Origin of the sequence: Nocardia sp. NPDC050717 (assembly GCF_040654275.1) — a bacterium.
In the GTDB taxonomy this organism is placed as follows: Bacteria; Actinomycetota; Actinomycetes; order Mycobacteriales; family Mycobacteriaceae; genus Nocardia.
In genome coordinates, this window is record NZ_JBFAHR010000005.1 from 254,698 (window position 1) to 275,848 (window position 21,151).

Below are 21,151 nucleotides of genomic sequence, written 5' to 3' on the forward strand. Positions count from 1 at the left end.
TCTCGCCTCGCGGCGCCGGCCTCGATCGAAGTACGCACGCGCACAGCGTTTTCCGCGCTGCCTGGGGCCCGTGGTGGCCCGTGCGAGCGGTCGCGCCCCAACGAACGCTAGGTCACGGTGCCCCGGGCTGTCGACCCGTTTCTGTGCCGGTCCCGGCGGTGGTGTCGTTCACAAGGTCGATCAGCGTCTCGATGCGCCGATGCGCCGATGCGCCGATGCGCCGATGCGCCGATGCGCCCGCCGGCCGCACCGCGTCGCGGCACCGAACGGTTCCGTTCGAGGGGGTCACCGCCCGGCTCGTGCGGGCCGGGCGGGCCGCCGGGGGGGGCACCGGGCCTGACACCCGCGCAGATTGGCAGGATATCGATGAAAGATGGCATCACGGCCACTCGATCACTCGGTGGTGGATCCGGGACGCTACTCCGATGACCGACTTGCGCGCCCCTTCGAGCTTGCCCGGTGACGAGCCGGTCGACCTCGGCACCCCGAGACCGGAGTTCACAGACGAGCTCGCGATCGAGGATCGGCCCCGCCTGCACCCCGCCTGGATCGTCGCGGGCGTCGGATTCGTCGCCCTGCTCGGCGCCGCCGCGTTCCGCTCGGTGCCCAGCGTGCTGATCGACCCGCTGCACGCCGAGTTCGGCTGGTCGCACGCCACCATCTCGACGGCCGTCTCGCTGAACATGCTGCTGTACGGCCTGATCTCGCCGTTCGCGGCGGCGCTGATGGATCGCTTCGGCATCCGCCGGGTGGTCTGCGCCGCGCTGGCGCTGATCGCCGCGGGCAGCGGGCTCACCGTGTTCATGACCCAGGCCTGGCAGCTGGTGGCGACCTGGGGGCTGCTGGTCGGGGTGGGCGTCGGGTCGATGTCCATGCCGTTCGTCGCGACCATCACCGGCCGCTGGTTCGTGCGCAGCCGCGGCCTGGTCACCGGCGTGCTCACCGCGGCGGGCGCGACCGGGCAGTTGATCTTCCTGCCGCTGGTGTCGATGCTGGCGCACGAGCACGGCTGGCGGGTGCCGTCGCTGATCGTGTCCGGTGTCGCGCTGGCGGTGGTGCCGCTGGTGTGGCTGTTCGTGCGCGACTACCCCAGCGACGCGGGTGTCGGTGCCTACGGCGCACCGCCCGGCTCCGAAGCCGGTAAGCGCGTGCCGAGCACCGGCGGCGCGGGCCGGGCGCTGCGGGTGCTGGCCGGCGCGGCGCGCAGGCCGGGATTCTGGCTGCTGGCCGGCGGTTTCGCGGTGTGCGGTGCGTCGACCAACGGGCTGGTCGGCACCCATTTCGTCAGCGCCGCCCACGATCACGGCATGCCGCCGACCACCGCGGCCGGCCTGCTGGCCCTGATCGGGGTCTTCGACGTGGCGGGCACGATCGCCTCCGGCTGGCTCTCCGACCGCGTCGACCCGCGCTATCTTCTGCTGGGCTACTACTCGCTGCGCGGCCTGTCGCTGCTGATCCTGCCCTCGCTGCTCGCCCCGCACGCCGAGCCGAGCATGTGGGTGTTCATCATCTTCTACGGCCTGGACTGGATCGCGACCGTGCCGCCGACGGTGCTGCTGTGCCGGGAACTGTTCGGCGCCGACGGGCCGATCGCCTTCGGCTGGGTCTTCGCCGCCCATCAGGTGGGCGCGGCGATCGCGGCCACCGGCGCGGGGCTGATCCGCGATCTGCAGGGCTCCTACGACCTGGCCTGGTATGTGGCGGGCGGGCTCTGCGGGATCGCGGCGGTGATGTCGGTGCTGGTGCGCAGGCCGGACCGGTCAGCCGTCGATGGCCCGGTGCGGACGTGAGTCGAGGGCGGCCTGATTGCGGCGCCCGTCCCAGCGGCTCGGTTCGTCCTTGGTGCGCGGGGGCCGGTCGTTGGCGATGAGCACCGCGATCCACGGCAGCGGCACCGAGGCCACGATGATCAGGATCGACAGCAGCGGATTCTCGAACATGCTGTAGGCCACCGCGGCCAGGATCAGGCACGGGATGCGGAAGGCCATGATGAACGTGTAGCGGCGCACCCTGGCGCGATGCTGCTCGTCGAGCGACGGCGCGGCCTCGGTGATCAGCACGGGGTGCTTGGCGTCGGCGCCGGGGAAATAGCCGCGCGAGGTGGGCGCGGCGGGCATCGTCACCTCCGGGTCCGGTGTCGGCTCGTCGGCGCCGGAGGGCTCGCCGTAGGACTGCATACCCCGAGTCTTCCACTCGCCGCCGACGAGCGCACACGCGGCTGGTCAGCGAGGCGGCCGCCGGATGCGGCATCATGGAAGGCGTGAGTACAGACACTCTGGTACGCCCGGACACCACGACCGACGAGACGACCGGCGACGACGTCCCCAAGTTCTTCCACTACGTGAAGAAGGACCGGATCGCCGAGAGTGCCGTGATGGGCACGATGGTCGTCGCGCTGTGCGGTGAGGTCTTCCCGGTGACGCGCTCGCCCAAGCCCGGCTCGCCCGTCTGCCCGGACTGCAAGAAGATCTACGACGGTTTGCGCAAGGGCGACTGAGCGGCCTCGGTGACCGGCGCCGCTGCGGCGGCGTCGGCGGTGTCCGCACGCTCGTCGTCACCGCGCACCTGGCTGCTCAGCCACTCCTTCACCTGTTCCATCCTGGTCGCTCGCGCGGGCCAGAACTCCTGCACCGCGGCGTTGAACTCCGCGCCGAGGATGAGCGCGAAGCCGAGGAAATAGGTGAACAGCAGGAACGCGATCGGGGTGGCCAGCGCGCCGTAACTGACGCCGGTCGCGGTGATCCAGGACAGATACCGCCGCAGCAGGTCGCTGGCGCCCATGAAGAACACGCCGGCCACCAGCGCGCCCCCGAACAGCCGATGCCACGGCAGCGACTTGTGCAGCGCCAGCTTGTAGAGCGTGGTGAGCCCGACGATGAGCAGCAGGCCGACGATCGGGTAGTAGAAGGTGTCGATCAGGCGTAGCCCCGGCTCGCGCCAGGCGTCGGGCAGCACCCGGCCGATGCGGGTGGGGCCAAGCGCGATCACCGGCAGGATCAGCACCGCCGCCACCAGGAACTGCACGTACAGCAGCAGCGCGAAGATCCGCTGCCACACCGGATGCCGGGCGTCCTGCTGGTCGTGGGCCTCGGTGATCGCGTCGACGAAGGTCGCCATCGCGGAGGAACCCGCCCACAGCGACAGCACGAAACCGACCGACACCACCGCGCCGCGCCCGCGGCCGAGCACGTCGTCGACGGTCGGTTCGATCAGGTCGGTGACCACCGACGGACTGAAGAAATCACGGCTGAAGGCGATGATCTTCGCCTCCACGATCTGCACGGTGTCCGGCCCGAACAGCCCGCCCACATAGCCGAGGCTGCCGAGCAGGCCCAGCAGCAGGGGCGCCAGCGACAGGGTCTGCCAGAACGCGGCCGCCGCCGACTTCGCGAAGATCGAGTCGTTCCAGGCCTTCACCGACACCCGGACCACGAGCCGCCACGCCGTCACCAGCCAGCGCGTCCACCAGCGATGTTCGCGGGAGCGTTGCCCGGTGGTTCCGCCGTCGTCGAGGGGCAGCGCTGTCGCACCGCCGGACTCGTGCGTCCGCGGTGGGTGCGCCGCATCGGCTGCCCTGGCCTGGTCGTTGCTCATGTCGTGTCCAGCATCCCGCACGAAACGCGACGATGGGGGACGGGCCGGGCATCGTGTCGGCGGGTAACAGGTAAATGGCCGGTGACCTCGCACGCGGTTGTGATGCCTGTCGCCCACCCCGCGTCGGTTTGGCGACACGCCGTACCGGGCGGCTAGGGTCGTGTGCGTGACTGGGTCGGGTGGCGCCGCTGCGGCGAAGGATGCGGGTACACCGGGCGATACGGCGACGGGGGGTGTGTCGGGGGGAACCCTGCGCGCCTGGCAGCGCCGAGCCCTGACGAAATACCTGGCCACCAAGCCACGCGACTTCCTCGCGGTCGCGACGCCCGGCGCCGGTAAGACCACCTTCGCCCTGCGCGTTGCCGCGGAGTTGCTGGCCGACCGCACGGTCGACCAGATCACCGTCGTCGCGCCGACCGAGCACCTCAAGCACCAGTGGGCCGCCTCGGCCGCCCGCTCGGGCATCCAGCTCGACTCCCGCTTCTCCAACTCCACCGGCGGCACCTCGGGCGACTACCACGGCGTGGTGGTGACCTACGCGCAGGTCGCGGCCCATCCCACCCGGCATCGGGTGCGCACCGAGAACCGCCGCACCCTGGTGATCCTCGACGAGATCCACCACGCCGGTGACGCGAAGAGCTGGGGCGAGGCCACCGAGGAGGCCTTCGGCGACGCCACCCGTCGCCTCGCGCTCACCGGAACCCCGTTCCGCAGCGACGATTCCAAGATCCCCTTCGTCACCTACGAACCCGACGAGGCGGGCTTCCCGCGTTCGCGCGCCGATCACTCCTACGGCTACGCCGACGCCCTCGCCGACGGGGTCGTGCGCCCGGTGGTCTTCCTGGCCTACTCCGGGGACGCGCACTGGCGCGACAGCGCGGGCGAGGAACACACCGCCCGGCTCGGCGAACCGCTCAACGCCGAACAGACCGCCCGCGCCTGGCGCACCGCGCTCGACCCGGCGGGCGACTGGATCTCCGCCGTGCTGCGCGCCGCCGACGTCCGGCTGCGGCAGCTGCGCGCCTCCGGCATTCCCGACGCGGGCGGCCTGGTGATCGCCACCGACCAGGAACGCGCCCGCGACTATGCCGAACTGCTGGAACACATCTCGGGGGAGAAGCCCGCCGTGGTGCTCTCCGACGATCCGCAGTCGTCGAGCCGGATCGGCGAGTTCGCCGAGGGCACCCAGCCGTGGATGGTCGCGGTGCGCATGGTGTCCGAGGGTGTCGACGTGCCGCGCCTCGCGGTCGGCGTGTACGCGACGAGCGCGTCGACACCGCTGTACTTCGCCCAGGCCATCGGCCGTTTCGTGCGTGCGCGCAGGCCGGGGGAGACCGCGAGTGTGTTCCTGCCCTCGGTGCCGGTGCTGCTCGATCTGGCCGCCCAGCTGGAACTGCAGCGCGATCACGTCATCGGCAAGCCGCACCGGGAGAAGAACGCGCTCGACGACGAGCTGCTGATCGACGCGAACAAGACCAAGGACGAGCCGGGCGAGGAGGAGAAGTCCTTCGTCGCGCTGGCCGCCGACGCCGAGCTCGACCAGGTGATCTACGACGGCTCCTCCTTCGGCACCGCCACCTTCGCAGGCAGCGACGAGGAGGCCGACTACCTGGGCATCCCCGGCCTGCTCGACGCCGACCAGATGCGCGCGCTGCTGCGGGAACGGCAGACTCGTCAGCTCGCCGATCGCAGCGCGCAGGAGGCCGCGCCCGCGCCCGCCGCGGTCGCCGAACGTATCGCCACCTCCGACAAACTCGGGGAGCTGCGCCGCGAACTCAACAGCCTGGTCGCGATGCACCATCACCGCACGGGCAAGCCGCACGGCGTGATCCACGGTGAGCTGCGCCGGGAATGCGGCGGTCCGCCGACGGCCCTGGCGACTGCCGACCAGCTGAGCGAGCGCATCGCCGCCCTGCGCCGCCAATAGCGGTTCGCGCTACGCGCGGCATCGTGGCGCCAGGACCCGAGGTCGTCAGTCGTGGGAGGCGCGCGCTGTCACCGCGGGTGCGAGCACCTCCAGCGCGCTGTCGACGGCCGCGCTGAGTTCGGCGTGGCCGACGCCGTCCCTGGCCTGGATCGACAGCCCGAACAGCACGGTGCTGAACAGCGCGGCCAGCGCCGCCGTATCGGTGCCGGGTCGCAGATCGCCCTCGCGGACACCGCGGTCAAGACGGGCCCGGATGTCGGCGGTGGTGTGGCGCCGGGCCTCGACGAGGAAGTCGCGGACCGAGGCGGTCCTGGTCGTGTACGTCGCGCCCGCCAGCACCACCATGCAGCCGTGCGGTAGGTCGGGGTCGGTGTAGGTGGTGATGTTGTCGCGCAGCATGGCCGCGATAGCGTCGTAGGCCGTTGGCTCCTCGCGCAGTGCCCGTGCGGTGCGCGAGCCCTCGGTGCGGCCGTAGAGCTCGATGGCGGCCCGGAACAGGGCCTCCTTGTCGCCGAACGCCGCGTAGAGGCTGGGGGAGTTGATGCCCATGGCGGTGGTGAGGTCGCTCATGGACGCGCCGTCGTAGCCGCGTTCCCAGAACACCTCCATCGCGCGCCGCAGCGCGACGTCGCGGTCGAAGCCGCGCGGGCGGCCACGTTCTGCCATGGGGAACCTTTCTGTGCCGATCGATGAATATACCCCGGTCAGATATTTCTGTACTGATCGATAAGAAACTCTTGACGGAAGTCAGGACCATGCGCTTGGCTCTTTGTGTATTGATCACTACAGAATTGGAGCGAGCACTGATGACGAGCAACACCGTGGCCCTGGTGACGGGCGGCAGCAGGGGGATCGGCGCCGCCATCGTCCGCAAGCTGGCCGGCGCCGGCGCCGACGTGGCGTTCACCTACCAGCGCGACGAGGTCGCGGCGAAGGCCGTGGCCGCCGAGGTCGAGGCGCTGGGCAGGCGGGCGCTACCGCTGCGGGCCGACAGCGCCGACGCCGCCGAGGTGGTCGCGGCCGTCGAGCGGACCGCGCGCGACCTCGGCCGCCTCGACGTGCTGGTGAACAACGCGGGCATCTTCCCGGCCAAGCCGTACGAGGAGTTCGGCGTCGAGGAGATCGACCGCGCGCTGAACATCCACGCCCGCGCGCCCTTCGTCGCGGGCCAGGCCGCGCTCGCACATCTGGGCGAGGGCGGGCGGATCATCTCGATCGGCTCCAACCTGACCGACCGCGCGCTCTTCGGTGGGATCGCCCTCTACAACCTGAGCAAGTCGGCGCTCAACGGCTACACCAAGGCCCTGGCCAGGGAGCTCGGGCCGCGCGGGATCACGGTCAACCTCGTCCAGCCCGGCCCGACCGACACCGACATGAATCCCGCCGTCGGCGACCACGCGCCCACCCAGCGGGAGTTCAACGCGCTCGGGCGATTCGGCGCGCCCGAGGACGTGGCCGATCTGGTCGCGTTCCTGGCCGGGCCGTCCGGACGCAGCGTCACCGGCGCGATCATCACCGTCGACGGCGGCACCAACGCCTGAGTGCGGTGCCGCTGGCGACGCCGTCGTCGGCGGCCTCACGGGGCTCAGAGTGTTCGCGCGAAGAACTGACCCGGGTCGAGGCTGTTGATGCTGGTCCAGCGCGGCACCTGAGCGGGTGTCGCGTCCTCGGCGGTGGCCTCGAAGAAGCCCTGCAGTTCCAGTGCGAGCCGGGGATTCTCGTCCACCTGCCGGGCGATCGCGTACAGCACCGCGAGCACGTGCACGCACCGCGCGGTCCGCGCCGAACAGGAACAGTCGGTGCTCACCAGCGTCGGGGCGGGCGAGTGCCCGGCGTCGACGAGGGCGCGGTGCATCTCGTCGGTGAGCACCGACGGGTCGGGGATCACCGCGGCGATCGCGGTGACCGCTGCCCGGCTCAGCGGCGCCACCTCGACGTGGGCCACCGAGGCCTGGCCGCCGCGGTGCAGGTGCGCGCGGACCACGCGCGCCTCGATCTCGGTGCGCACGCCGTCGTTGCGGGCGATGCTGCGGGCACGGGGGAGCAGTGGTTCGGGGCGGGTCTGGCGCAGCGGTTCGGCCAGGCGCACCCAGTCCTTGCCCCAGGGGGAGTAGCCGAATTCGTTGTCCGGCATCAGTTCTCTCGCTTCCGTCGCAGGATGTCGACGAGGGCGTCGTCGTCGAGCCGGGCCAGTTCGGCGATGCCGGCCGCGTCGGACAGGTCGGTCAGCGCCGACTTGCGGGTGTGCATCGCCGCGATGTGTTCCTCGACGGTGGTGGCGCTGGTGAGCGTGGTGACGGTGACGGTGCGGGTCTGCCCGATCCGGTGGGCCCGGTCGGAGGCCTGCGCCTCCACTGCCGGATTCCACCAGCGGTCGAAGTGGATCACGTCGGCGGCGCGGGTGAGCGTGAGCCCGGTGCCCGCGGCGCGCAGGCTCAGCACCAGCACCGGTGGGCCGTCCGGTGCCTGGAAGGCGGTGACGATCCCGGCGCGCCGGTCGGCGTCGAGCCCGCCGTGGAAGAACGGCGCCTCGATCCCGAACTGTTCGGCGAGGTGGCGCACCAGCAGCTCGCCGGTCTGCCGGTACTGGGTGAAGATCAGTGTCGGGTCGCCGGTGTCGAGGTTCGTGCCGACGATGTCGGCGCACAGGTCGAGTTTGCCGGAGCGGCCCGCGAGTTCGCCCAGGTCGCCGGAGACCAGGCCGGGGTGGTTGCACACCTGTTTGAGGTGGGTGAGCGCCGCGAGCACTCGGCCCTGTCGTTGCAGGCCGGAGCCGAAGCCCTCGTCGAGCGCCTCGGCCAGCACCGCGTCGTAGACCCGTTCCTGCTCGGCGGTCAGATCGCACAGCAGATCGCTGTGGATCTTGGCGGGTAGCGATGCCGCCACGTGGATCTTCTTGCGGCCGAGCACGACCGGCTCCACCGCGTCGCGCAGCCGGGCGGCCGCACTGGCCGAACCCTCCTCGATCGGTTTGACGAACCGGCGCCGGAACTGGGTCCGGTGCGCGAACAGTCGCGGCACCGTGAGATTCAGCAGCGCGAACAGCTCGTCGAGATGGTTCTCGACCGGCGTGCCGGTGAGGGCCACCTTGGCCGCGGCGGGCAGGGCGCGCGCGGCCTTCGACACCTGGGTGCGCGGGTTCTTCAGCGCTTGCGCCTCGTCGAAGACCACGGTGGTCCACCGCTGTTCGGTGAGCGCCGCTCCGTGCAGCCGCAGCGTCGGATATCCGGTCACGACAACGGTCCCCGGCTCGGCCTGCACCTCGCCGCCCCGCCAGGACACCGCTGTCAGGCCGGGGGCGAAGCGCGTGATCTCGTGCACCCAGTTGCCCACCAGCGACGTCGGGCACACCACCAGCTGCGGACCGTCCGCCGCGCGCCCGGTGAGGAACCCGATGGTCTGCACGGTCTTGCCCAGGCCCATCTCGTCGGCCAGGACGGCACCGCCGTACGCGTCGACCGTCTCGCGCAGCCAGCTGACACCGCGCACCTGATAGGGCCGCAACGTGGCATCGAGGACGCCGGCCAGCTCGGCGGCGACGGCCTCGGTCTCGCTCAGGACGCGCACGGCCCGCTCGGCCGAGACGATCGCGCTGCCGACGGCATCGGGCACGGCGTGCGCCGCGATCGGCAGCACCGTCGGGTCGGCAGCGACCGACGCCGCGGCGGCCGCACGATCGATCCTGTTGGTGTCCGGCGCGGCGGCGCTGCGGTGGTCCGTGCGAGTCGCGGACGCGTCGGCCGATCGCCGCGCGGACTCGCCGCGGGGCTGCCCATGGGACCGGGCCGCGGCCGCGAACAGGGTGCGCCAGGCGCGCGCCGAGGGGGCGAGGTCGGCGTCGGGCACCAAGGCCAGCTCGGCGGGGGTCGCCACCGCGGCCGGGATCTCGATCGGCTCGATCGCGCCGCGCTCGCCGACCGGCAGGGCCAGGGTCAGCAGTTCGGGGTCGCCGATCTCGGCGGGCGCGGGGCCGGCGCCGTGCCCGGTCCAGGTCCACAGCGCGAACAGGTGACGGTCGGGGAGGTAGGTGGCCTGGGTGGCGGGCAGGGCGTTCTCCTCTGAACGGGCAACACGAACAACCGAACAACGTACACTGTACTGAGTTTGTTCCCGAGTGCCAGAAAGGACGGGACCGGTGCCCACCCACGGCGACGAGAGCCCCACCGCGCAGGCCACCCGGATCGTGGAGCTGCTGTGGCGCCACGCCCTGCCCGCCAAGCCCGGCGCGCGGGGACCGAAACCCGCGCTCTCGGTCGACGCGGTGGTCGCCGCGGGCATCGCCCTGGCGGACCGCGACGGCATCGAGAAACTGACCATCCGCGCGGTCGCCGCCGAACTGGGCATGCGCGCGATGAGCCTCTACACCTATGTGCCGAGCAAGGATGCGCTGGTCGTGCTCATGGTCGACGCCGTCGCCGCGGGCGACCCGCCTATCCCGGCCACGCTGCCGGTCCGGGACCGGATGATCGCGATCGCCGCGGGCGTCCGCGCCGAACTGCTCGCGCACCCCTGGCTGCTCGAGGTGTCGCCGTGGCGGCAGGTGCTCGGTCCGGCCAGGATGCGCCGCTACGAGAACCAGCTGCGCGCGATCGAGGACACCGGCTTGTCCGACCTCGCGATGGACCGGGCGATCGCGGTGCTCACCGACTTCGCCACCGGCAACGCCCGCCTCGCCGTCGCGGCGGCGGGCGCGGCCGCCCAGCTCAGCGACGCCGACTGGTGGCAGGTCCACGGCCCGCTGCTGGCCCGGGTGATGCCCGCCGAGGACTTCCCGCTGGCCGGGCGGGTCGGTACCGCCGTCGGCGAGCACTACCAGGCGCCCGCCGACCCCGACGGCGCCTTCGCCTACGGGGTGGCCACCCTGGTCGACGGCATCCTGGCCGACGCGCGCGCCTGAGCGGGGCACCCCGGACACACGAACAGCGGGCGCCGGAATCCGGTCGCCCGCTGTCGGGATGTTCTGTTGTCAGATGTTGTTGTTTCGGACGCGAGGAGTGGTCAGAGAGCGGGGGCCGATTCCGTGTCGATCACGGCTTCGAGCTCGCGCAAACGGTCCATGTGTTCATTCGCGTGGTGCTGGCAGAAGAGCAACTCGCCACCCGCGGGAAGAACGGCACGCACTCGGGCAGCCGCCCCGCAACGATCGCAACGATCGACCGCGGTCAGTGGGGTGCTGGTCAGGGTTCCTGGCATGACTCCTCCGTCCCGGCTCCCGGCGCTGCGTGGCCGTTCGCCTAGGTGTGGGCCCCGTGGTCACTCCACGTGGCTCGCGTCCGCTACTTCCCAGCAGTGGTACGACTACTTTGTCAGACGATCGGGGTTCGGGCTTTGTTCCCGGAAGTGAATCTTTGTGTTTTCGATAACACGACCTGCGGTTTCGCGGAAAGCGAACAGTCGCTGGTCACCGTCTCGAGCACTCGCCGATCACCCGTGGCGCCGTCTGTCCCACCTCCTAGTCACTCCTGTCACTCATGGGTGTGATCGCTCGCTGCGGTGTTGCTCGTTACGCGCGATCTTGTGACAGGGTCTTGTTCGTCCGAACCTGTTGTCTACCGGGAGATTACCCGTGATATCCGACACCCACACGCTTGTTCATCTGTGTTCTTCCCAAGAATGGGAGCAGGCCCGCGCCGCCGGGGAACGCAGGCCGCCGTCGCTGGCCGAGAGCGGCTTCGTGCACCTGTCGACACCGGCCCAGGTCCACCTGCCCGCCAACCGGCTCTACGCCGGACGCACCGACATGGTGGTGCTCTGGCTCGACCCCGCCCGGCTCGCCGCCGAGGTGCGATGGGAACCGGGCGTGCCGAGCGATCCGGCGTCGATGCTCTTCCCGCATCTGTACGGGCCGCTCCCGATCGCCGCGGTGCTCGCGGCCGAGCCGTATCCGCCGGGACCCGACGGCGCGTTCGGCACGCCCCGGCGTGGCGACGTGGCTTAGACCACAATCGGCGGACCTCGCGGGACTACCCTGGGCAGGGTGAACGTCGACGTCACAGCGCTACCGGGGATCGGAGTGCGCAAGGATTTCGAAGTCAGGTCGGGCCGCCGCGTCGGCGTGGTGGCCCACCGCGACGGCGATATCGACCTGATCGTGTCCAAGTCCGACGACCCGGACGCGATCGCCGCCCAGATCCCGCTCTCGACCGACGAGGCATCGGTGCTGGCGAACCTGCTCGGTGCCCCGCAGCTGGTCGCCAAACTCAACGACGACCACCGCGACCTGCCCGGGATCACCACCCGCCAGCTCGCCGTCCTCGACGATTCCCCCTACGCGGGCCGCACCCTCGGCGAGACCGCCATGCGCACCCGCACCAAGACCTCGATCGTCGCGGTGATGCGCGCCGGTCAGCTGCACCCGTCGCCGGGCCCGGACTTCACCTTCACCGAGGGTGATCTGCTCGTGGTCGTCGGCACCCCGGACGGCCTCGACGCGGCCGCGAAGATCCTCACGCACGGCTGACCGCCGTGACGTCGCAGGCGCTCGCTCTGCTCGAACTCGGCGTGATCTTGTTCGCGCTCGGGATCTGCGCGCGGGTGGCCGGCCGGTTCGGCATGTCACCGATCCCGTTGTACCTGCTCGGCGGGCTGGCGTTCGGGCGCGGCGGGTTCTTCGAGCTCGAGGTGGCCACCGAGTTCGGGCATCTGGCGGGGGAGATCGGCGTCGTCCTGCTGCTGTTGCTGCTCGGGCTGGAATACACCGCACCCGAGCTGATGACGGGTCTGCGGCGGTCCTGGGCGGCGGGCGTGCTCGACCTGGTCGCCAACGCGCTGCCCGGCGCCGTGGTTGCGCTGATCCTCGGCTGGGGGGCGGTGGGGGCCGTCGTGCTCGGCGGCGTCACCTACATCTCGTCCTCGGGGATCGTCGCGAAGGTGCTCGACGACCTGGGCCGCCTCGGTAACCGCGAGACGCCGGTGGTGCTGTCGATCCTGGTGTTCGAGGATCTGGCGATGGCGGTGTACCTGCCGATTCTGACGATGATGCTGGCCGGGTTGAGCCTGCTCAGCGGACTGGTGTCGCTGGCGATCGCGCTGGCCACCATCTCGGCGGTGCTGATCGTGGCGCTGCGGTTCGGCCGTTTCGTCTCGGCGGTGCTCGACAGCGCCGACCGCGAGGTGTTCCTGCTGCAACTGCTCGGCGCCGCGTTGCTGGTCGCCGGGGCCGCGTCCGCGCTGAACGTCTCGGCGGCGGTCGGCGCGTTCCTGCTCGGCATCGCGATCTCCGGGTCCACCGCGCACGAGGCCGCCCGGCTGCTGGAACCGCTGCGCGATCTGTTCGCCGCGATCTTCTTCGTCGCCTTCGGCCTGTCCATCGACCCGGCCGCGGTGCCGCCGGTGTTCGGCTGGGCGGTGGCGCTGGCCGTGGTCACCACCGGGACCAAGATCGCCGTCGGCTGGTGGGCGGCGAGCAGGCAGGGGATCCGGCGGCTTGGCCGGGCCAGGGCGGGCGCCGCGCTGGTGGCGCGCGGCGAATTCTCCATCGTCATCGCCGGTCTCGCGGTCGCCTACGGCAAGGCCGACGCGCGCCTGGCCGCCCTCGCCTCGGCCTATGTGCTGCTGATGGCGATTCTCGGGCCGATCGCGGCCAGGATCGTCGAGCCGGTCGTCGAGTTCGGCAGGGGCCGAACCGGTCTGGCGACGAGCTGATCAGTCGACGACGCGCCGCGGCCAGGCGCCGACACCCTCGTAGGCCAACTGCTCGGTGCGGTACTCGACCCGCTCGCCCGGGAGCGGAACGGGCATCGGCGCACCGTGCGCCGGCTGCCGGACGGGCATCGGCGTGGCATGCGCCGGCTGCTCGGCCCGCACGGGCGCGGCGGGCAGCGGCGGCACCGGCATCGGCGCGACGGCAGGAGGCGCGGTCCGAGTTGCCCGGTCCCGCGGCTTCGGCTGGTGCCGGGAGGTCAGCCACATCCGCGGCAGTGCCTCCTCGTTCTCGATCTCGGTGAGGCTCACACTGATCAGCACCAGCATGGTGACGATGCTGCTCACGCCGATCAGCGGCGCCAGCAGATCCATCGCGCCCGAGCCCGAGGGCGGTGCGGCATGGTGATTGGCGTGGGCGTGCATGGCGGCCATGCCGGTGTAGTGCATGCCGGTGACGGCGACGCCCATGATGATCGCTGCGCCGACGGTGGCGAGAAAACCCTTGACGCGCAAGGTGAACCAGAGCGCCACGATCGAGGCCACCACCGCGATCACCATCGACAGCGTCACCAGGCCCGCGTCGTAGGACACCGTCGCCGTCGACTTCATCGCGTACATGCCGGTGTAGTGCATGGTGCCGACGCCGAGGCCGGTGATCGTGCCGCCCGCCAGCAGCGAACGCAACGTGGGCTGGGGCTTGTTGACCATGAACAGCCCGATCCCGACGACCACCATCGCGGTGATCGCGCTGAAGAGCGTGAGCGGGATGTCGTAGCGGATCTCGCTGCCGCGAATGGTGAATCCGAGCATCGCGATGAAATGCATGACCCAGATGCCGGTTCCACCGATCGCGATCGCCGCGCCGATCAACCAGCCGGCGCGGCCCTCCACCGCGTTGCGGCCGCGGGCGGCGCACTGCAGACCCAGCAGACAGCCGGTGACGGACATGAAATACGCGAGAACAGGGGTGATCCAGCCGTAGCTGAAGTGATAGATGTCGAGCACGCCGCGAAACCCTCAATGCCGATTACCGCAGCCGGGCGGCGGTAGAACGAAAAGCTTGGTGCCCGACGATACGGGCCGGATCGTGAATTCGGAGTGTTCGCAGTGCGATTCGACGGTGTGGGTTTGATCACGAAACGGTTACCGCGTCCGGTTTATTGGGAATACCAACCGATCGGCATTCTCATTCGGAAACAAAAAGAGGCCCGGTTCCATCCGGGGATGGAACCGGGCCTCGCGCGCTGGGCGCTAGTCGAGGTAGTCGCGCAGGACCTGCGAACGGCTCGGGTGGCGCAGCTTGCTCATCGTCTTCGACTCGATCTGCCGGATGCGCTCACGCGTCACGCCGTAGACCTGGCCGATCTCGTCGAGGGTGCGCGGCTGACCGTCGGTCAGGCCGAAGCGCAGCCGGACCACGCCCGCCTCGCGCTCGGACAGGGTCTCCAGCACCGACTGCAGCTGATCCTGCAGCAGGGTGAAGCTCACCGCGTCGACCGCGACGACGGCCTCGGAGTCCTCGATGAAGTCGCCGAGCTGGCTGTCGCCCTCGTCGCCGATGGTCTGGTCCAGCGAGATGGGCTCACGCGCGTACTGCTGGATCTCCAGCACCTTCTCCGGCGTGATGTCCATTTCCTTGGCCAGCTCCTCCGGCGTGGGCTCACGGCCCAGATCCTGGAGCAGCTCGCGCTGGATGCGACCGAGCTTGTTGATGACCTCGACCATGTGCACCGGGATGCGGATGGTGCGGGCCTGGTCGGCCATGGCGCGGGTGATGGCCTGACGGATCCACCACGTCGCGTAGGTCGAGAACTTGTAGCCCTTGGTGTAGTCGAACTTCTCGACCGCGCGGATCAGACCCAGGTTGCCCTCCTGGATCAGATCCAGGAACGCCATGCCGCGGCCGGTGTAGCGCTTGGCCAGCGAGACGACCAGGCGGAGGTTGGCCTCGAGTAGGTGGTTCTTGGCCCGGTTGCCGTCGCGCACGATCCAGTTGAAATCGCGGCGGGTGGTGACCGAGAGCTTCTCGCCCGCCTCGGCGAACTCGCGCATCTTCTCCGCGGCGAACAGGCCGGCCTCGATCCGCTTGGCGAGTTCGACCTCCTCCTCCGCGTTGAGCAGCGCGACCTTGCCGATCTGCTTGAGGTAGGCACGCACCGAGTCGGCGGAGGCGGTGAGCTCGGCGTCCTTGCGGGCCTGCCGCAGCGCCTCGGACTCCTCCTCGTCCCACACGAAATCGCCGGAGGCCTTGTCCTTCTCGGACGGCTCCTCGGTCTCGGCTTCCTCGGCGGTGTCCTCGGCCACCTCTTCGACGAGCGCGTCGCCGTCGGTGAGTTCGTCCTCGGAGACCTCGAGATCGCCGAGATCGTCGAGTTCGATCGACTCGTCGTCGAGCTGCTCGGCGCCACCCTCGGCCGCGGTCGCCTTCTTGGCGGCGGTCTTCTTGGCCGGAGCCTTCTTGGCGGCAGCCTTCTTCGCCGGAGCCTTCTTGGCAGCGGCCTTCTTCGCCGGGGCCTTCTTGGCGGCGGCCTTCTTGGCCGGAGCCTTCTTGGCCGGGGTGGTGGCGTCGGCGTCGGCGTCGGCCGAGTCGGCGGTCTGACGGGTATTCGTGGCTACCACGTACGCCCTTTCGTGACGGTCTCGTGCGGCGTCACGCCAGAGTGATGTTCCGGCGGAGCGGTCGGTCGGGTTGCACCGGCGGTGCGTCGGTCGGCGGGCGACCGGCTGCGGCCGGAAGGTTTCACCGGCTCACCGCCGGACGTGTTCCATTGTAACGATCCAACCAGGGTACTCATGGCACGATGCCACCGAGGCGTTGCGTCGCCCCGCGTGCCGGGCTACGGTGCGATGCCTCCCTCGATGGCCATCGCCGCGCCGACGATACCCGCGGTGTTCTTCAGAACGGCCGGAATCACCGGAGTTCGGTTGGTGAGCAACGGAATCCACTGCTCGTGATCGCGGCTGATGCCGCCGCCCGCGACGATCACCTTCGGCCAGAACAGGTCCTCGAGGTGGCGCAGGACCGTGCTCACGCGCTGCGCCCACTGCGGGTAGCTCAGCTCCTCGCGGTCCTTCACCGACGCGGCGGCCAGGTGCTCGGCCTCGTCGCCCTCGACCACCAGATGGCCCAGCTCCGAGTTGGGCACCAGGGTGCCGTTGTAGAGCAGCGCCGAGCCGATGCCGGTCCCGAAGGTGAGCAGCAGGGTGAGGCCGTCGAGCTCGCGCGCGGCGCCGTAGGTGTCCTCGGCCAGGCCCGCCGCGTCGGCGTCGTTGAGCACCGTCACCTCGCGCCCGCCCAGTGCCTTGGCGAACAGGGCGCGCGCGTCGGTGCCGATCCAGCCCGGATCGATGTTGGCGGCGGTCCTGGCGTGGCCGTCGAGGACCACGCACGGCATGGTCAGGCCGACCGGGCCGTCCCAGCCCGCCTGGGCGACCAGTTCGGCGACCGCGCCGGCGACGGCGTCCGGGGTCGACGGCTGCGGTGTGGCGATCTTGATCCGGTCGTGGGTCAACAGACCGGTGGACAGATCCACCAGCGCTCCCTTGACCCCGCTACCGCCGATATCGATGCCGAAGGCGTGCCCTCGAGCAGACATGGTTCAACCCCTCGCTGGTCCGGTCGATGTGCCTGACAAAGAGTAGCGGGTGTCACGTTCCGGGCGAGTCGACCCGGCATGTGATGGCATGGAGTGGTGCCCGAACACACGAGCTCCGAGACCATCGCCCCCACCGTCGCCGCCGAGCACGACGAATTGCGTTCGCTCGCCGTGGAACTCGCCGAGGCCGCGGCCGCGCACGTGCGGGCCCGCAGACCGCAGGTGTTCGCCGCGGACGGTCCCGCCGCGGGCGCCGTCGCGACCAAGGGACACGTCACCGACCCGGTCACCGTCGTCGACACCGAGTCCGAACAGCTCATCCGCGCGCTGCTGGCCGAGCGCAGGCCCGCCGACCCGATCCTGGGGGAGGAGGGCGGTGGTGACGTCGGCGCGAGTGCGGCGGGGGCCGTCACGTGGGTCGTCGACCCGATCGACGGCACCGTCAATTTCCTCTACGGGCTGCCCGGCTACGCCGTGTCGGTGGCCGCCGTGCGCGACGGCAGCCCGGTGGCGGGCGCGGTCGTCGACGTGGCCACCGCGACGACCTACAGCGCCGCGCTCGGCGGTGGCGCCCACGCCGTGCGCGCCGACGGCACCCGCACCCGACTGCGGTGCGCGCGCGAGGATTCGCTCGCCGTGGCGCTGATCGGCACCGGCTTCGCCTACGGGGCCGCGCGCCGCGCGAAGCAGGCCGAGCTGCTGGCGGCGGTGCTGCCCGAGATCCGCGACATCCGCAGGCTCGGCGCGGCCGCGATGGACCTGTGCCACGTCGCGGCGGGCGAACTCGACGGCTACTACGAACACGGGCTCAACGCCTGGGACTGGGCCGCGGGCGCGCTGATCGCCGCCGAGGCGGGCGCGGTGGTGCGCGTCCCCGACGTCACCGTGGGCGGGGCCGCCGGGGAGCTGACGGTCGTGGCGGCGCCCGGTGTGGCCGCCGACCTGTCCGCGCTGTTGACGCGGGTCGGCGCGACCACCGCGCTGCCCGACTAGTGCCCGCGGGCCGTCAGCACTGGACGGTGCGGGCGGCCTCGAGCAGGTCGGGATCGATCGAGGACGAGCTCGCCCCCGGCGCGAGATTCTTCAGTGCCCGCAGCACGGCCTCCGCGTCGGCGCCGGGACGCAGCGACTCGCCGAAACCGAGGCCGAGCACCAGGTCGACGCTGTCGTCGGTGCGCGGATCCTCGATCAGCTCGGCGCACGGCGCGGCCAGCTGCACCGAGGCCGCGGCCGGCCGGCCGTTCACGCCGAAGCGGATCTGGCCGGTGCAGTTGAGGTCGCCGTTGACGTAGACCGGATCGTTACCGACTTGTGTCCCCGGCGCGCTCGCGAAGCCGAGGTCGCCCAGCGCGGTGGCGATGTTGCCCGCCTGCCCGCTCTTGCCGTTGGCGTTGAAGACGCGCACCTTCGACTCCGACAGGGCCGCCGGATCCACCTCGTCGAGGCGGGAAGGGCCGACCCGGGTACCCAGCGGCGCGGGCTGGGCCGCGTTGGTGGCCGTCGGGGTGCTCGGCGCGTTGCAGGCCATGGGCTCATTGCTGTCGTCATGGGTGCGAAACGCCGTGATCCAGACGAACAGGCTCACCAGAGCCAGCACGAGGACGAGCGCGAGCCAGAGCTCGGGCCGCCGCCGCGGATAAGGGTTGCCGTCGCGATCGGTCGCGCTGCCTTCGGTGATCAGTGAAACCACGCGCTCACTCTACGAGTTCGGCGGCCACACGCCCGCGCCGGAGGTCTCGGCGAGTTTCCCGCCAGGTGAAGATTCGTCGTCGGTTTCGACTCGGCCGGGATTTGATTGCGACATTTGTCCGTAGGTCCGCTATTGTCTGCCCGCCCAGATCGAATAAACACCGGTGAAACGGTGCACGGTCGCGGGAACAACCAGGGCATGTCCTGCGTTAACCGAACGCTGTCGGAGTAGATCTTCGCCGATCGACCCTGATAGGCGAGTCGGTGTACGTGTGAGGTGCACCACCGGCGGGGCGGGACGAAGGCCGAATCCCTACGGGGTCTCGGTCGGCGAACCGATCCGGGATATACGGAGTAAGGACTGAGGGGAAGACGACATGGCAACCGACTATGACGCACCGCGGCGTACCGAATCCGACGAAGTGTCGGAGGATTCGCTCGAGGAGCTGAAGGCCCGCCGCAACGAGGCGCAGTCCGCCGTCGTGGACATCGACGAGTCCGATACGGCGGAATCGTTCGAGCTTCCCGGCGCGGACCTGTCCGAGGAAGTACTCAGCGTTCGGGTGATCCCGAAGCAGGCGGACGAATTCACCTGTTCGAGCTGCTTCCTCGTGCACCATCGCAGCCGCTTGGCCAGCGAGAAGGGCGGCCAGCTGATCTGCATGGATTGCGCCGCATAACGAGAAGAGACGAGGGTCAGCCCGCGCTCGGGAGTCCGAGCGCGGCCAGGACCCGTTCGGGCCTGCGCGTGCTGATCAACCAGTACGGCGTCGGGTCGTCCGGGTCGTCGAGCACCAGCAGGGCCATCGGCCCGATCCAGGCGCGGTGCTGGACATACGCGGCGGGGTCGAGCTGACGACCCAGCGCCGCGCTCTTGGCCGTCGGTGCGACGGCCGCCGCGCGCGCGACGAAGCTCACCGGCAGGTGGGCGCGGTCGACGCGCAGTTCCGCGGCACCGTCGGGCGCGACGGTGACCTCCAGCCGATGCCTGCTCATCCACAGCAGGATCCAGACCGGCACCGGCGCGAGCAGCACATAGGGCAGCCACGCGCGCAGGCCGGGCGCGCCCATGTGGATCTCCGCGGCCAGCAGGCCCGCGATGGCGAACCCGATCGGCCACCACCACAGCGGCACCCACAGCCGCTCGCGGTAGGGCGAGGCGGCGCGTGTCACCGGCTCGCGGTGGTCGGTGTCGGTGCTGTCGGTGGTCGTCGAACGGGGCTGGTCGGGCACCTGTCCAGAGTAGGCCACCGAGCCGGGGCGGTGACCGCAAGGTCGGGCCCTCGAGCGCGTAGGCTCGACCGATGTGAACGCACTTGCACCGATTCCGCTGCGGCGGCTCGATCCCGGCATCCCTGTGCCGACGCGTGCCCATGAAGGCGACGCGGGCGTCGATCTCTGTACCACCGAGGACGTGATCATCGAACCGGGCGAGCGGGTGCTGGTCGGCACCGGAATCGCGATCGCGCTGCCCGTGGGGACCGTCGGGTTGATCCATCCCCGGTCCGGGCTGGCCGCGAAGGCGGGCCTGTCGGTGGTCAACACCCCCGGCACGGTCGACGCGGGCTATCGCGGCGAGATCAAGGTGTGCCTGATCAACCACGACCCGCGCACCGCGATCGAACTGCGCCGCGGCGACCGGATCGCCCAGCTGCTGGTGCAGCGGGTGGAGCTGGTCGAGTTCGCCGAGGTCGACGATCTCGACGACACCGCGCGCGGTACCGGTGGATACGGGTCGAGCGGCGGGCACGCGAGCCTGGCCGGCGAGGAGGCGTAATGGGTCTGTTCGGCAAGAAGAATCGGCGGCACGACGAGGAGGTCGTCGACTACGACGAACCCCGCTACGACGACGCCGAGGACTACGACGAACTCGACGGCTACGACGACGAGTACGACACCGACGAGTTCCCGCGCCCCGACTTCGCGCGCCTGGACTTCGACGACGCGCCCACCGACGAGCGGATCTACGGCAACTTCGATCACCAGCCCGACGCCGCCGCCGGTCCCTACGACATCAGTGAGGTCTCCGACGAGGTCATCGCCCAGCGGCTCGACCTCGGCTCGGTCGTCATCCCGTTGCCGCCGGGCGGCCAGCTGCAGGTGGAGATGAGCCCGGACGGCACCCCGCAGGCGGTGCACCTGGCCACCGAACACGGCCGGCTCACCGTCTCCGCCTACGCCGCGCCGAAGTCGGCCGGGCAGTGGCGCACTGTGGCCGCCGACCTGGCCGAGTCGCTGCGCGCCGACGGCGCGAGCGTCGCGGTGGAGAAGGGTCCGTGGGGTCGCGAGGTGAAGGCGATCACGGAGGGCGCCGACCTGCGCTTCATCGGTGTCGACGGGCCGCGGTGGATGATCCGGCTCGTCGCGGCGGGCCCCTCGGGCGCGGTCGACGACCGCAGCCCGCTGATCACCGCGGCGCGCGCGGTCCTCGCCGACGCCGTGGTGCGCCGCGGCACCGAGCCGCTGCCGGTGCGTGATCCGCTGCCGGTGGTGCTGCCCCAGGAACTGGCCGAGCAGCTCGCGGCCGCCCACCAGCAGCAGGTGCAGGCACAGCAGCAGGCCATCGCCGCGCAGGCCATCGCCGCGCAGGCGGCGCCCACCTCGGCGCTGCCGCCGAAGCTGCCCGACGAGCCGCGGCGCGGCGCCGACGGCTCGGCCATGCAGCAGCTCGGCCTGAACTAGGACCGCGCGCGGCCGGTGC

General features: G+C 70.8%; 22 protein-coding genes and 1 pseudogene. 12 read left to right on the forward strand and 11 right to left on the reverse strand.

All coding sequences use genetic code 11. The features are described from left to right. The first annotated feature begins 425 nt into the window (after positions 1–425). On the forward strand, positions 426–1,790 hold the full coding sequence (locus AB0H56_RS13720) for an MFS transporter (RefSeq protein WP_357161824.1): 1,365 nt from the start codon (positions 426–428) through the stop codon (positions 1,788–1,790). Here AB0H56_RS13720 and AB0H56_RS13725 read toward each other — a convergent pair. Next, complete coding sequence (locus tag AB0H56_RS13725; RefSeq protein ID WP_233001435.1) at positions 1,761–2,117, reverse strand: DUF3099 domain-containing protein; 357 nt, start codon at positions 2,115–2,117, stop codon at positions 1,761–1,763. The two genes, AB0H56_RS13720 and AB0H56_RS13725, sit on opposite strands and share 30 nt — an antisense overlap. Positions 2,118–2,260: 143 nt before the next feature. Here AB0H56_RS13725 and AB0H56_RS13730 point away from each other — a divergent pair, with 143 nt between their 5' ends. After that, a complete protein-coding gene (locus AB0H56_RS13730) occupies positions 2,261–2,497 on the forward strand; it encodes a DUF3039 domain-containing protein (RefSeq protein WP_110036099.1) in 237 nt (78 codons plus the stop codon). Here the strand turns inward: AB0H56_RS13730 and AB0H56_RS13735 are convergent. After that, a complete protein-coding gene (locus AB0H56_RS13735) occupies positions 2,470–3,594 on the reverse strand; it encodes a YihY/virulence factor BrkB family protein (RefSeq protein ID WP_357161828.1) in 1,125 nt (374 codons plus the stop codon). The two genes, AB0H56_RS13730 and AB0H56_RS13735, sit on opposite strands and share 28 nt — an antisense overlap. Before the next feature lie 235 nt (positions 3,595–3,829). Between AB0H56_RS13735 and AB0H56_RS13740 the strand changes: the two genes are divergently transcribed. Continuing rightward, on the forward strand, positions 3,830–5,521 hold the full coding sequence (locus AB0H56_RS13740; RefSeq protein WP_280221973.1) for a DEAD/DEAH box helicase: 1,692 nt from the start codon (positions 3,830–3,832) through the stop codon (positions 5,519–5,521). 45 nt (positions 5,522–5,566) lie between these two features. On the opposite strand, the gene AB0H56_RS13745 is transcribed toward AB0H56_RS13740, so the two are convergent. Beyond that, entirely contained in the window at positions 5,567–6,187 is a 621-nt protein-coding gene (locus AB0H56_RS13745) for a TetR/AcrR family transcriptional regulator (protein WP_357161832.1), read from the reverse strand. A gap of 140 nt (positions 6,188–6,327) precedes the next feature. On the opposite strand from AB0H56_RS13745, the gene AB0H56_RS13750 reads away from it, so the two are divergent. Next, entirely contained in the window at positions 6,328–7,062 is a 735-nt protein-coding gene (locus AB0H56_RS13750; RefSeq protein ID WP_357161835.1) for an SDR family oxidoreductase, read from the forward strand. A gap of 44 nt (positions 7,063–7,106) precedes the next feature. Here AB0H56_RS13750 and AB0H56_RS13755 read toward each other — a convergent pair whose 3' ends face one another. Continuing rightward, positions 7,107–7,655: a hypothetical protein gene (locus AB0H56_RS13755; protein WP_357161838.1), complete on the reverse strand. Its 549-nt coding sequence runs from the start codon at positions 7,653–7,655 to the stop codon at positions 7,107–7,109. Then, a complete protein-coding gene (locus AB0H56_RS13760; protein ID WP_357162082.1) occupies positions 7,655–9,529 on the reverse strand; it encodes a DEAD/DEAH box helicase in 1,875 nt (624 codons plus the stop codon). The genes AB0H56_RS13755 and AB0H56_RS13760 overlap by 1 nt, the downstream gene beginning before the upstream one ends. A gap of 127 nt (positions 9,530–9,656) precedes the next feature. Here AB0H56_RS13760 and AB0H56_RS13765 point away from each other — a divergent pair, with 127 nt between their 5' ends. Further along, entirely contained in the window at positions 9,657–10,418 is a 762-nt protein-coding gene (locus tag AB0H56_RS13765; protein WP_357161841.1) for a TetR/AcrR family transcriptional regulator C-terminal domain-containing protein, read from the forward strand. Positions 10,419–10,519: 101 nt separating this feature from the next. Here AB0H56_RS13765 and AB0H56_RS13770 read toward each other — a convergent pair whose 3' ends face one another. After that, entirely contained in the window at positions 10,520–10,714 is a 195-nt protein-coding gene (locus AB0H56_RS13770) for a hypothetical protein (RefSeq protein WP_029903635.1), read from the reverse strand. A gap of 373 nt (positions 10,715–11,087) precedes the next feature. Here AB0H56_RS13770 and AB0H56_RS13775 point away from each other — a divergent pair, with 373 nt between their 5' ends. Genes AB0H56_RS13775 through AB0H56_RS13785 form a run of 3 tightly spaced genes read left to right on the forward strand, consistent with a single transcriptional unit; the run spans position 11,088 to position 13,165 of the window. Then, positions 11,088–11,459: a DUF952 domain-containing protein gene (locus AB0H56_RS13775; protein WP_357161844.1), complete on the forward strand. Its 372-nt coding sequence runs from the start codon at positions 11,088–11,090 to the stop codon at positions 11,457–11,459. Positions 11,460–11,498: 39 nt separating this feature from the next. Continuing rightward, positions 11,499–11,981 carry a cation:proton antiporter regulatory subunit gene (locus tag AB0H56_RS13780; protein ID WP_110035701.1) on the forward strand — a complete coding sequence of 161 codons (483 nt, stop codon included), beginning with the start codon at positions 11,499–11,501 and terminating at the stop codon, positions 11,979–11,981. A gap of 5 nt (positions 11,982–11,986) precedes the next feature. After that, the gene (locus tag AB0H56_RS13785; RefSeq protein WP_357161847.1) at positions 11,987–13,165 is read left to right on the forward strand and encodes a cation:proton antiporter; all 1,179 of its coding nucleotides are present in this window, start codon (positions 11,987–11,989) and stop codon (positions 13,163–13,165) included. Here AB0H56_RS13785 and AB0H56_RS13790 read toward each other — a convergent pair whose 3' ends face one another. From AB0H56_RS13790 to ppgK, 3 genes and pseudogenes are all read right to left on the reverse strand, one after another. Next, positions 13,166–14,170 carry an MHYT domain-containing protein gene (locus AB0H56_RS13790; RefSeq protein WP_357161850.1) on the reverse strand — a complete coding sequence of 335 codons (1,005 nt, stop codon included), beginning with the start codon at positions 14,168–14,170 and terminating at the stop codon, positions 13,166–13,168. It lies immediately after the preceding gene. A 246-nt stretch (positions 14,171–14,416) separates the two neighbouring features. After that, positions 14,417–15,826: pseudogene (locus tag AB0H56_RS13795) on the reverse strand (RNA polymerase sigma factor); the annotation flags it as partial. Between the two features lie 176 nt (positions 15,827–16,002). Then, positions 16,003–16,761 carry a polyphosphate--glucose phosphotransferase gene (gene ppgK, locus AB0H56_RS13800; RefSeq protein WP_357161853.1) on the reverse strand — a complete coding sequence of 253 codons (759 nt, stop codon included), beginning with the start codon at positions 16,759–16,761 and terminating at the stop codon, positions 16,003–16,005. 96 nt (positions 16,762–16,857) lie between these two features. Here ppgK and AB0H56_RS13805 point away from each other — a divergent pair, with 96 nt between their 5' ends. Continuing rightward, positions 16,858–17,754, forward strand: a complete 897-nt coding sequence (locus AB0H56_RS13805; RefSeq protein ID WP_357161856.1) for an inositol monophosphatase family protein — start codon at positions 16,858–16,860, stop codon at positions 17,752–17,754. Between the two features lie 13 nt (positions 17,755–17,767). Here the strand turns inward: AB0H56_RS13805 and cei are convergent, their stop codons facing one another. Next, complete coding sequence (gene cei, locus AB0H56_RS13810; protein WP_110035696.1) at positions 17,768–18,451, reverse strand: envelope integrity protein Cei; 684 nt, start codon at positions 18,449–18,451, stop codon at positions 17,768–17,770. A 376-nt stretch (positions 18,452–18,827) separates the two neighbouring features. Between cei and AB0H56_RS13815 the strand changes: the two genes are divergently transcribed. Beyond that, on the forward strand, positions 18,828–19,130 hold the full coding sequence (locus AB0H56_RS13815; protein ID WP_110035695.1) for a DUF4193 domain-containing protein: 303 nt from the start codon (positions 18,828–18,830) through the stop codon (positions 19,128–19,130). Between the two features lie 16 nt (positions 19,131–19,146). On the opposite strand, the gene AB0H56_RS13820 is transcribed toward AB0H56_RS13815, so the two are convergent. Next, a complete protein-coding gene (locus AB0H56_RS13820; RefSeq protein ID WP_110036094.1) occupies positions 19,147–19,623 on the reverse strand; it encodes a DUF3093 domain-containing protein in 477 nt (158 codons plus the stop codon). Positions 19,624–19,756: 133 nt separating this feature from the next. Here AB0H56_RS13820 and dut point away from each other — a divergent pair, with 133 nt between their 5' ends. Both dut and AB0H56_RS13830 read left to right on the forward strand, forming a co-directional pair. Next, a complete protein-coding gene (gene dut / locus AB0H56_RS13825; protein ID WP_110035694.1) occupies positions 19,757–20,227 on the forward strand; it encodes a dUTP diphosphatase in 471 nt (156 codons plus the stop codon). Next, on the forward strand, positions 20,227–21,132 hold the full coding sequence (locus tag AB0H56_RS13830; protein ID WP_357161861.1) for a DUF3710 domain-containing protein: 906 nt from the start codon (positions 20,227–20,229) through the stop codon (positions 21,130–21,132). Before dut ends, AB0H56_RS13830 begins: the two co-directional genes overlap by 1 nt. Positions 21,133–21,151 lie beyond the last annotated feature (19 nt).